8 protein-coding genes are annotated in these 11,497 nt (G+C 57.5%); all 8 read right to left on the bottom strand.

Going from position 1 to position 11,497, the window contains the following annotated elements; translation table 11 throughout:
• Position 1: 1 nt before the first annotated feature.
• Complete coding sequence (gene tssK / locus MCRY_RS08250; protein ID WP_085629181.1) at positions 2–1,342, bottom strand: type VI secretion system baseplate subunit TssK; 1,341 nt, start codon at positions 1,340–1,342, stop codon at positions 2–4.
• 37 nt (positions 1,343–1,379) lie between these two features.
• On the bottom strand, positions 1,380–2,867 hold the full coding sequence (tagH, locus tag MCRY_RS08245; RefSeq protein WP_085629026.1) for a type VI secretion system-associated FHA domain protein TagH: 1,488 nt from the start codon (positions 2,865–2,867) through the stop codon (positions 1,380–1,382).
• A gap of 9 nt (positions 2,868–2,876) precedes the next feature.
• Entirely contained in the window at positions 2,877–3,185 is a 309-nt protein-coding gene (locus MCRY_RS08240) for a PAAR domain-containing protein (RefSeq protein ID WP_085629025.1), read from the bottom strand.
• Positions 3,186–3,785 carry a DUF6931 family protein gene (locus MCRY_RS08235; RefSeq protein WP_085629024.1) on the bottom strand — a complete coding sequence of 200 codons (600 nt, stop codon included), beginning with the start codon at positions 3,783–3,785 and terminating at the stop codon, positions 3,186–3,188.
• 11 nt (positions 3,786–3,796) lie between these two features.
• Entirely contained in the window at positions 3,797–5,755 is a 1,959-nt protein-coding gene (locus MCRY_RS08230; RefSeq protein WP_085629023.1) for a type VI secretion system Vgr family protein, read from the bottom strand.
• Between the two features lie 100 nt (positions 5,756–5,855).
• On the bottom strand, positions 5,856–8,567 hold the full coding sequence (gene tssH / locus MCRY_RS08225; RefSeq protein WP_085629022.1) for a type VI secretion system ATPase TssH: 2,712 nt from the start codon (positions 8,565–8,567) through the stop codon (positions 5,856–5,858).
• A gap of 38 nt (positions 8,568–8,605) precedes the next feature.
• Positions 8,606–9,649, bottom strand: a complete 1,044-nt coding sequence (gene tssG / locus MCRY_RS08220; RefSeq protein WP_085629021.1) for a type VI secretion system baseplate subunit TssG — start codon at positions 9,647–9,649, stop codon at positions 8,606–8,608.
• The gene (gene tssF, locus MCRY_RS08215) at positions 9,613–11,493 is read right to left on the bottom strand and encodes a type VI secretion system baseplate subunit TssF (RefSeq protein WP_085629020.1); all 1,881 of its coding nucleotides are present in this window, start codon (positions 11,491–11,493) and stop codon (positions 9,613–9,615) included. The genes tssG and tssF overlap by 37 nt, the downstream gene beginning before the upstream one ends.
• Between the last annotated feature and the right edge of the window lie 4 nt (positions 11,494–11,497).

Raw genomic sequence — 11,497 nt, 5'->3', positions numbered from 1 at the left:
CTTAACTATTTCTGATCGCCCACAGCTCCATATCGAGTCCCGGGTACTGGCCTGACACATGCACGGCGATGCCGCCCGATGTTGTCATCTTGCCCCAGTAAGGACTGTCGGCGTCGAGTTCAAAATACACTTTTCCTGCCTGATAGGGCACCTGTCTGGGCGCAACTGGCAGGGGTCTCAATGTGATGCCCGGCAAGGCGGAATTGACCAGTTGCCGGATTTCTTCCACCGGGCCGATCTTTGACTGACCCGAGAAATGGCGGCGGATGTCTTCCGCCGGAACTTCGGCTTTGACAGCCAGAACAAAACCAGCGGTCGACAGCAGCTTGCGGTCGGCGATAAGGCCAACACTGATGCCGTATTTGCGTTCTTCCAAGGCAATCAGTACCGCCGATTGCTCAAGCACGGCGCTGAGATATTGCCGCAGGATGCGGAAAACCGGCGTGAATGTCGCCGGTTGGTCGTCATGCTTGTAGGGTGGAAGCTTGGGCGCTTCCTTGTTTTCGGCCATGAAGGAGGCGAGCTCCCCAGCCAGCACTACGCAAGCGCGGTAAACCGTTTCGGGATGGACGTTCTCGATATTGGTGAAGTGACGGAACAATGGCAGCGCCTTGTTGACCGTCATCAAAAGCAGGAAATCCGAAATATCCGCAGTCCCGCGTGCTGGGCCGCTTTCAGACAGACGCCCGGCAAGCGCGGTCATGCGGTGGGATAGCAGACCTTCGAGTTCGCTGACGAATCCTGCAAGCGTCGGCGCAGCGCGAATATCAACGCAACTGGGAATGAAGGAACGGTCGAGCAGGATTTCCTTGTCCGGGCGCACTTCGATGATCCGGGCAATCGGAATCACGAGCATGTCGGCCAGATCATCAACCTCAAGCGCGAATTGCAGGCGCAATTTGCCGACGCCGACCGTCACACCTTTTGAGACGGCCCCCGTCACGTCCGTGATTTCGATCTCGGCCGGCTTCAGGCGACTGGCCGAGCTTCCGCTGTTGCTCAGATCGACCTCGGTCGCCCCCTGCCGCCGCTGCGGGATCGTCAAAACGACGACGCAGTCCTTGATATTCTCCGGCACCTCGAGCGAGGGCGGGTGATCTTCCGCCTGCGGCACGCGAAACACCGTGCCATCCTGCGTCAGCCCCGCGCAGGATTTGACCGCAAACTTACCCACCTTGAGCGCTTCATCGTCGATTTCAAGCTCACTAAAGCCCCAGGCGTAGGGCGTCACACGGCGCGCCAGCCCTGCAACCAGCGCTTCGGTGTAACGATCAGCTTGCTGGAAATGGTGAGGCTGCAGAAAAAGCCCCTCCGTCCACAGCACCTTGTTGTCCCAGGACACGTTCAAATTCCCCCGTCGTCGTTGCGCATACTCGCGCTTATTTTAGCTTTTCGAGCTGTTCCTTATAGGCCCGCGCGAATTCGCGGCTGAACAGTTCATGGAAATCATTTTCAGCCTGATCGGAAATCTGGGCGTACATCTTTTCGTATACTTCCCAATACCGGGCCTTCTTACCCTTAAACATACTGCCAATCGCAGTGGATGTCTCAATCTGACCTGCGAGCACGTCAGGATCAAGCTTGGCGAGCACCCCTTTGATCGCCGCCTCCATGCCGGTGACCATTGCGATCTCATGGGCCTTAATGTCGTCAAGCGCCTGTTCGGTTGCCGTTTCAGAGCTGAGATAGCCCTTGGCCTTGGGTTTCACCAAGGCGGTCACTGCATCGTCTTCGCTGAGTGAAAACTTGAGCGGATTGTTTCCGCCGGAGGCGATCATGGTCTGGTCGATGCGGAACTCGGACTTGATCGACGTCCGTGTCATGAGGATCTCACGCAGGCCCACAATCATCGTGCGCATGACCCGGCCCATACGCGTCATTGCGCGTTCAAGGTCGGCCTCGTCTATGGTCAGGTCTTCGACCTCAAGCGCGGCGATAAAGGCGCGCGCTGCGGATTGGTCACCGCTGGCGACCGGTGCGGGGACCGGGGCGGCGGGTGCAACAGCTGCGGCAGGCAGCAATGTCTCTTCTGCAGGCGTGACCGGGTGTTCGACGGGCGGCGGCGGCTCTACGCTGCTGGGCGGAGGACTTGGCGTCGGCTCGGGTTCGACCGGTTCGGGTTCGGGAATTGGCGGTGCTGGTGTCTCGTCCTTGGCCGGGATCTCGTCATCGGTCGGCGCAAGAAAATCGTCCCAATCGTCGGGGATCATCCCCGGACTACTGCGCCCCGACGGCGCGAAACTGTCGCTCACTGAGGGGTTGTGCATCGGCAATGATGCCCCATCTCCCTCGCGTCCATCTTTCGGTTTCTGGAAGAATGGGTCTTCTTCTTCGCCCAGTGGCGGCAAGAGATCATCGATGGGATCGGTTGCGTTTATGCCCTTAGGACCAGTGGGGCCCCCTTCTGCACCCAGCAGATCATCAAGGAAGTCTCCACCGGGATCTGAGTCGTCAAGCATCGCCAACGGATCAGGTGCGTTGGCGGCATTGCCGTGAGACAAGCCGGTCTGTTCCGGCTTGCGTGGGATCAGATCATCCAGATCCGCCAGTTCCTGCCCGATCTCAATGACCAGTTCGTATCCGCCCGCCGACAGAACATCGCCGTTGTTCAATGTTGTTGGTGTCCGCCCCAAGGGCGCCTTGGAGTAGTTCAGGAAGGTCCCATTGGTTGAGAAATCGACGATCACGATCTTGCCGTTATGGTCTTCGATCACGAAATGGCTTTTTGACAGCATGCGATCCGGATCAGGCAGGACAAGGTCATTGCCCGGACCGCGCCCGACGGTCAGGCTGCCGCCCTTCATCTGAATCGGACGGCCATCGCCCGGAACCATGCCGGAGGATTGAAATTTCAGTGTCACCGTCATCACTGGCGGTCAGCCTCCCACAAGCACAGTAAATTCACCCTTCACAATCGCGCCACCACAAGCCACGCTGTCTCCGATCCGGGCCGCGGGCATTTTACCGATGATGACTGACATGGATCCTTTAATGATCGGGTGTGGAAAGGGAATGTTGCACATATCGAACATCCGCGCTGCGGGAAGTTTTCCAACGAGGACAGTTGGACACCCCGGCGGAATAATGGGGATCGGCACCGGCACCGGAATCGGCGGCGCAGGCGGAGGAGCAGGCGTAAAGCACATGTGCAAATCGAATATTCTGGCCTGCGGCGGTCCCGGCATCTAAACGCCCTCTCCTTTTTCCTTGCGCTTCCCGTTGCCACCTCGCCCGATATCGACAGCGCGGTCAATAAGCTCTTGAATATAAATATCGAAATCGTCTGTTCGCGTCGAAATCGCCTCGACATTCATGGCAAAGGCCGCAATGGACGATCCGCCCGGCGGTGCGGGGATTTGCGCCATATCGCCGGTGCCCAGAGTGCCATCGCAATACATGACTGCCATCGCGCAGTGGACGGTCACATCGTCCTTGTCCGCATGTTCCGTACTGGCAATGGCGCTGTCACGCGCTTCGTCACTGGGGCGAAACACCCATGCCTCGGCAGCTTGCAAGGACGGGGTTTCGTTCTCGACACCTGATCCAACGATATCGCGCGCGGCAAGGCACGCCCACCAGACCCGTTCGCGCGGCGGCAATGCAATGGACATGAGCCGCAGCAGATCGACATTCGCGCCTTTGCGGTCGAGCTCTGTCAGTACAGTTTCAACCGAAGCGCTTGCAGGCGCGTCCAACGGGGTTTCCAGCCGCACGTTTCCTTGCGCCAAGAGTTTGGCCGCCGGATCGGTGGGGATTTTCGTCAATTTGCTGAAACGGCCTGCCATGATGTTTCCCCTTAGTTGATCATCACGACGCCACCTTTGAGCGTCAGCATCATGTCACCACTCACCGTGGTCATTGGGCTTTTCACATCGGCTTTCATATCCGCCTGAACAGTGACCATTGGGCTTTTGATCTTGATCGACTGCGGGTCCATCTTGATCGTGGATCCACCACATTTCAGCTCGATGGATTTCATCGCTGTGACCGTGATCTTGCCCATCTTTACGTCGATGCTCAGGTCGCCTTGTTTAACCAAGGTGCTGTGATCGCCCGTGTTGACCGTCTCTGACAGATCCTTGTGGACCGTGGTACTAAGGCTGCCAGGCTTTTTCTTTTCGAGGCCAACTGTAATGGTGGAGTCGTTCTTGACGATCTGTTCATAGTCCTTCTCGGATTGGAACCGGACCAGTTCGTCGTCTTTCTTGTCTTCGAACATCAACTCGTTGAAGCCACCCCCACCTTTTGAGCTGTTGGTTTTGACCCCCGATTGCGTTTTGTTGGCAGGCAGCGCGTAAGGCGGCATCGTCATGTCGTTATAGAGCATCCCGATGCAGAGCGGTCTGTCCGGGTCACCCTCTTCAAAACTGATGACGACCTCCTGACCAATCCGGGGAATTGCGACCATGCCCCAGTTCTTGCCCGTCCAAGGCATCATTGCCCGCACCCAGCAAGATGAGAAGTCATCCTTCTTTCCGTCCCTATCCCAGTGGAATTGAACGCGGATGCGGCCATATTTGTCGGTGTGGATTTCCTCTCCACTTGGACCAACAACGATAGCGGTATGAATGCCACCAACCTTGGGCCAAGGTGTGCGGAACGGCGCGCGGTATTGTGTGTCGTTCGCATCCATACCCACAAATTCGAGACGGTAGGGCTCGTTGGGATCATGAGGTATGCCAAGCCGCGAGATCACCTCTTCGGCCTGCCCTTCGACCATGTCAGCGAACATTTCGAGGTGCACGATATGATGGACACACTCGAGGAGCAGAACGCTTTTGGGCTCACCCTTGGTTCTTGGCAGGTCTTCAATCTCGAACAGGTAACCAGCTGACATGTTGATGGCATCTGAGACACCCGTCACCGCGTGTTGTGCCACCGCTTCCGACTCCATTCGGACACGCGCGCGATGCTCGCCCAGATTTGCTGACCGGAAATGACCCGGGTAATCATAACGCTCGTTCTTGGCGTCGAGATACGTCTTATTGCGGATCGTTTGGTTGCCAGAGGTCAGCGTCGCTGTGGAAGTGGCGAAGTTATAATCCTCAAGCACCACCTTGCCGCTGCGCACCTGTTGCTGGGCCCCCCAAGAATAGACGAAGGGTTCTTGGGTCGCGAGTGTCGAACGCATTGTATATGGGCGGAACTTGATAGCCGAAGGCTCGGCTATGCTGACATGTTTGGTCATGTCGTCGATCAGGATCATCTTTTCAGTCGAAGGCTTGTGATCGAAATAGTAATAGATGCCTTCTTCCTGCATGAGCCGGTCGATGAAATCGAGATCCGTCTCACGGTATTGCACGCAATAGTCCCGCGCTTCGTAGCTGTGAGACAATTTGATCTCGATATGTCCAGAGAACCCATATTCATCGAGAACCGCCTGGATGATGTCGACAACGGTCATGCCTTGGAAAATGCGCAAATCCGTGCGCCGCGTCAGCAACCACAGCCATGGGCGAACTTCGGCCTTGAAATGCCCACCCACATCAAAAAACGCCACGAACTCGGCGGACACACATGTGCCGCGGAACCATCTTTGTGACGCCCCGTCTGCGCTTTCGGCCAATAAGTGCATGCTCTTGCCGACGATATCCTCAAGCGCCAGTTCTACATTTTCGCAGTAGAAATCCACTTCAATGACGGGGATGTCGCTGACGCGCTCGATCACTTTTGCCGAGATCGGCAAGAGCTTCTTGTCCTTGCAATCGCCTTCTAGGCGCAAGGGGAATTTCGAAGGATCGGTCTTCTTAAACATCTCGGTCGCTCCTTCAGCTCAAGCAGAGCCTAGCGCAGTTTTCTTTGGTTGACCAACTGGTCGACCAAAGAGCCCTGAGTAAGTGTTACGCCTGCTGCCCTCAATCGAAGCCATAGGTGAATTCGCCATCCTTCACGTCGATGGCCACCTTGGAAACAGACTTGCCTTCCATCATGCGGCGTAGGAATTCGCCGGAAATGTCGGGCAACATGGAGTTGGTCACGATTGCATCGATCATGCGTCCGCCGGATTCCAGTTCCTGACACCGCGACACGATCGTATCGACCACACCATCGGTGTATTCGAACGGCACGCCGTGCGACTCTGTCACCCGTTTCTGGATGCGGTTCAACTGAAGGCGGGTGATCTTGCCGATCATGTCCGGGTTGAGCGGATAATAGGGGATCGTCACCAAACGCCCCAAAAGCGCCGCCGGGAAAATCTTGAGAAGTGGGTCGCGCAGCGCTTTGGCGATGCCTTCGGGTTCCGGCATCAGGTCGGGGTCCGAGCACATGTCCATGATCAGGTCAGAACCAGCGTTGGAGGTCAGCAGGATCAGCGTGTTCTTGAAGTCGATCACGCGGCCCTCGCCGTCTTCCATGACGCCCTTGTCAAAGACCTGAAAAAACACCTCGTGCACATCCGGGTGCGCCTTTTCGACCTCGTCCAGAAGGACCACGGAATAGGGCTTGCGCCGCACCGCCTCGGTCAGCACCCCACCCTCGCCATAGCCTACATAACCCGGAGGCGCGCCTTTCAGGCTGCTGACAGTATGCGATTCCTGGTATTCGGACATGTTGATCGTGATGACATTCTGTTCGCCACCATACAGCACCTCGGCCAATGCCAGCGCGGTTTCGGTCTTGCCAACGCCGCTGGTGCCCGCGAGCAGGAACACCCCGATCGGTTTACTGGGATTGTCGAGACCCGCGCGGCTGGTCTGGATGCGCTTGGCGATCATTTCCATCGCATGGTCCTGACCGATCACGCGCTTGGCGAGGTGATCCTTGAGGTTGAGGACAGTTTGCAATTCGTCGCTGACCATGCGGCCCACGGGAATACCGGTCCAGTCACCCACGACACTGGCCACCGCCTGTTCATCGACGATGGGCAGGATCAACGGGTTTTCACCCTGCAAGTCGGTCAGTTCCCTGTTCTTCGCCCGCAGCTGCGTCAGCAGTTCTGCACGTTCCTCGGCGGTCATCGGGCTTTTCTCGGCGGCTTCTTCGCCAGCGGCATCAGGTGTGTCGACGGGAGCCCCGCCTTCGCGCAGCTTGGCGCGCAGGTCGAGGATATCGGTCACAACAGTTTTTTCGGCCTCCCAACGCTTGTCCAGTTCGGCCAGCCGAGCCTCTTCTTCTTCCTTGAGCGCTTGGATTGTTTCGCGGCGAGCCCCGATATCCATGCCTGCGGTTTCATCCCGACCGATGATTTCAAGCTCGGTCGTCAGCGCATCAATGCGCTTGCGGCTGTCGTCCACCTCGGCAGGAACGGCGTGCTGGCTGACCGCGACGCGGGCGCAGGCCGTATCCAGTACGCTGACCGATTTGTCAGGCAATTGTCGCGCTGGGATGTAGCGAGCAGAGAGCGACACAGCCGCTTCGATACCTTCATCCAAAACCTGAACCTTGTGGTGGTTCTCAAGCATCGACGCGATGCCGCGCATCATCATGATCGCCTTGGGGATGCTGGGCTCTTCGACCTGTACCACCTGAAAGCGGCGGGTGAGGGCCGGGTCTTTTTCGATGTGTTTTTTGTATTCCGCCCATGTCGTCGCCCCGATGGTGCGCAGGGTGCCACGTGCCAAGGCGGGCTTCAGCAAGTTGGCCGCATCGCCAGTCCCAGCCGCGCCCCCTGCCCCTACAAGTGTATGGGTCTCGTCCACAAACATGATGATCGGCACAGTTGAGGCCTGAACCTCGTCAATCACCTGACGCAGACGGTTCTCGAATTCGCCCTTCATCGACGCGCCGGCCTGCAGAAGCCCCACATCAAGCGCCAACAACCGCGCCTCGCGCAGCGCGGGTGGCACGTCACCGCGTGCAATCCGCAGGGCAAAGCCTTCGACCACAGCAGTTTTACCGACCCCGGCCTCGCCGGTCAGGATCGGGTTGTTCTGACGACGGCGCATCAGCACGTCGACGATCTGGCGGATTTCTTCGTCGCGGCCCACGATGGGATCAATCTCGCCGTTGCGGGCCTGTTCGGTCAGGTCGGTGCAATATTGAGCAAGCGCTTCTTCCTTACCCATAGCTCCGGGGGCCATCGCGCCGGACGCTTCACCCGGTACCGCACCGCCACCTGTCTGTGACCCGTCCTGAGGACGCAGATTGTCTTCAACCGATCCATCCGTGACCTTGTGGAAATTATCCGACAGGTCATCTGCACCGATCTTTGAAAACTCCTTGGAAATGTTCATCAGGATCGTCCGTAACTCTGGCGTCTTGAGCATCCCAAGGATCAGGTGCCCGGTGCGAACCTGATTGGAATTGTAGAGCAGCGATCCATAGACCCAAGCCCGCTCCATCGAATCCTGCAGATGCGAACTCAGGTCCGAGATCGAACTTGCGCCGCGCGGCAAGGCATCCAGCGCACGCGTCATGTCAGCCGACAGTTTGCCGGGATCGATGTCATAGTGTTGGATGATCTTCTGCACGTCGGAATTGTCGACCTGCACCAACTGAGCAAGCCAGTGAATGACCTCGACATACGGATTGCCCCGCATCTTGCAGAACACCGTGGCTCCTTCGACGGCCTGATATCCGACTTTATTGAGTTTCCCGAACAGGGCAACGCGGCTGATCTCGGTCATAAGTCAATCTCCTTCGCTTGATCGCGAAATGGTTTCTTCTAAGCCGCGAGGGCTTCTTGCAATGGAACATCTGTCAAAGGGGTCATGAACAAATCGGCGACTTCGTCAGGATGGTCCTCGGACCCGATCCAACTGGTCAAACCAAGCTGTGTGTTAGAACCAAGCTGGGCTTGCGGAACCTCTTTTCCATGGAGAACTAGGTTCACATCCCAGTCGAGTTGATCACCAACATAATTGCGTACAATCGCCCGCAACCGCGCAAGCGCAGGGGTTCCGGGCAAAAAGCGTTTGTATTCATCAAGGCTCAGAGGCCCTAACCGCAAACGAAACTTGGCAGAGTGTGACCAGACCCGCTCACCTATGCAGGTCGTGAATCCCAATCCGCCTTGAGCACCAAGCTGCCAGCGGTCATCTGGTTCCAGCATCAGCCAGTCGCCGATGAATTCCTCCAAAGAGACGGGCGCATGGAAAAACCCGTTCAGAATGGAAACCAAACCCTCGGCATTCTTCGGAGCGGCCGACAAGAGACCGGAATAATGCCGCTTGGCCAGATCCGGCATGGCGTCACGGTCACGCATGTGGTCGCCCATGAAACCGGCCAAGGCCCCGATCTTGTTTTCCGTTTCCGTGTTTTCGCCGCGATCAAACGCAGGCGCTGGTTGCCCCCTGACCCATGCGCGATAGAGCAATTCCATCAGCCGGTGTGTCAGCAGATCGGCAAAGGCGATAAACGTCGTATCTTTGTGAAAGGCCTTACGCCCACGGGCATATTCAGTGAGGTGCAGTGGCAGCGGCCCATGTGACCCGAACAGCCCGAAAAACAGGTTCTTGAGCTTTGCCGGTTCGGTCGCGGACTGCGGATCAAAAGCGTAAATGGTTGATTTTGGAAACGCCAGTTCAGGCTCTTGCCCAAAGCGCACTTTCTCCTGCCGGGGACGACGCGCCGTACCAAGACGCGGTTCGTCTGCATAATGCGCTTCGAGGACACGCATTGCAAAAAAGATGTGGTGGGATTTGGGATCGCGGACCAGACGCTCGTAATGAGTCAGATCACGCGGTTCGCCCCCATCTTTGGTGACCATCGCGCGATCTCTCCTCTTTGCTGTGTTTTCAGAACCGTTTCGGTAAAACTGTTGATCGTCGAATACTTGCGGAAGAACCGTTCAAGCACCGCTCCCATCGTATAGATTGAGCTGCCTTCGAAGAGGCTCTCATCCATCAACATCGTGATTTCGAGCCCACGAACCGCCGTCGACAGCACACCGTCATGAATGCGCCGCACGATAGGGCGTGTGGTCACCGAGATGATGCCTTCAAGCTGGCGTTCCATCGCCGTATCGCCAATCGGAGTATACAGACCGACAAGTTCGCGCAGCGCTGCAGCTCCGCCGCCCGGGGCGTCGCTCTCGTCCGAAATCGACAGGTAATTCAAGCTGAGATGGCTGACCGCGCGCCATGCTGCGTCGCCCTGCGCGATGCAGGTGCGCGGCTTGGTCGGACCGATCAGTGTTCGGATCGTCGCGACGGGCCCGCCATCGGGAAGATGAAAGACGTTGTCGATCCCCGTAGGCAACAGCATTGGGAGATCGCGGTTCGTCACCATCGCCTCAACGGCCAATTGCCCAAGATCGCCCGGATATGGGGCCTGATTGGAATCGACGATGGACAGATAGCTTTCCGATCCAAGGTAGTTGGTGCGCACGCCCCGTAGCGCTTCGCTCTCGCTGCGCTGACGCAGATGGCGGGCATGAGTGTAATAGGCTGAACCACCCCCACCTGCTGCAGTGAATTCATCGGACGAATAGAACGCTTTGAGCGGCAAATCATCTTTGCCCTCTTTGCGGATACCCGTCACTTTGGTGATTGCGAAAACCTCGAAATCCTTGGGCGCCGTGCGGTCAGGCACGACATGATGCTCGGTTACGCGATGTGTCACAGGCACCCGGTCACAGCGCTTGGGGAAAAGATTGATAGCGGGAACGCAATGCAACTTGAACGCTTCCGGTGTGACGTTCGGAGCGATTTCGGCCTTGTTGTCGCGCAGTAACAGATAAATATCCATGCTGTCTGCGGTTGTCCGCGACAGAGATTCAGACAGTCCGGCCACCTCGATAAAGAGGTTCCGCTCGGGCATCGCAAAGTATTCCTGCAGAAGGCGATAGCCATCGAAGGACGGGCGCGGCGTTGGCAAAAGAGCCTCTTCAGGGTCAAGCCCACGCGACGCAACCGGCGCCTTTAACGGCACAACCCAGTCGTCCCGCCGATCCACAGAACGCGCCACAACCATCGCAGGCCGGGCGCAGAGCATCTCTAAAAGTGTCCAGCTTGTGCTGACCTGCCCGCCGAGGAACAGCGTTATTTTGTCAAGCGGCAGCTTGCGGATCGGCAATCCCCCGTGACGAGTCAGCCGCAAACGGATTGCAGCGCGCGCTTTCGGGTCCAGCGCCACGCCAGCAGCAACCAGATCACCCCTCCCATGGATATACTCCGCCTCGGACACGACGAGCGGCCATAGGTCCAAATCGTTTGCAGTGCGGAACTGGCAGGCTTTTTGCGCGCCGGGTACGAGCTTTGAGCGCAAGACCGTCTGCCGAGGCACTGTATAGCCTGACGCGACATCGGCGTTTTCCATGTCCGGTGTCAGTTCCGCGATCATCATCGACGGCGTCGGGGCAAGGAAATGCGGGAACACCACATCAAGAAGATGGTTGGTGAAGGCGGGGTACTGCAGTTCCAGTTCGAGCTGCACACGGGCTGTCAGGAACGCCGTGCCTTCCAGCAAGCGTTCTACATAAGGGTCAAGGATCTCAAGCCCATCCATGCCAAGGCGCGCGGCGATCTTGGGATAGCTTTTTGCAAACTCGGCCCCCATCTCACGCAGAAAGGCAAGTTCGGTTTCATAGTGTCTGAGCAGCCGGGTATCCATGACA

This window comes from Marivita cryptomonadis, from assembly GCF_002115725.1.
Taxonomy (GTDB): Bacteria; Pseudomonadota; Alphaproteobacteria; order Rhodobacterales; family Rhodobacteraceae; genus Marivita; species Marivita cryptomonadis.
The sequence above is the reverse complement of the archived record's forward strand: the minus strand, read 5'-3'. Positions and strand labels throughout refer to the sequence as shown.

Excerpts from the sequence above, each read along its gene's own strand:
- tagH (WP_085629026.1), bottom strand. The coding sequence starts at position 2,867 with ATGACGGTGACACTGAAATTTCAATCCTCCGGCATGGTTCCGGGCGAT.
- MCRY_RS08240 (WP_085629025.1), bottom strand. The coding sequence starts at position 3,185 with ATGCCGGGACCGCCGCAGGCCAGAATATTCGATTTGCACATGTGCTTT.
- MCRY_RS08235 (WP_085629024.1), bottom strand. The coding sequence starts at position 3,785 with ATGGCAGGCCGTTTCAGCAAATTGACGAAAATCCCCACCGATCCGGCG.
- MCRY_RS08230 (WP_085629023.1), bottom strand. The coding sequence starts at position 5,755 with ATGTTTAAGAAGACCGATCCTTCGAAATTCCCCTTGCGCCTAGAAGGC.
- tssH (WP_085629022.1), bottom strand. The coding sequence starts at position 8,567 with ATGACCGAGATCAGCCGCGTTGCCCTGTTCGGGAAACTCAATAAAGTC.
- tssG (WP_085629021.1), bottom strand. The coding sequence starts at position 9,649 with ATGGTCACCAAAGATGGGGGCGAACCGCGTGATCTGACTCATTACGAG.
- tssF (WP_085629020.1), bottom strand. The coding sequence starts at position 11,493 with ATGGATACCCGGCTGCTCAGACACTATGAAACCGAACTTGCCTTTCTG.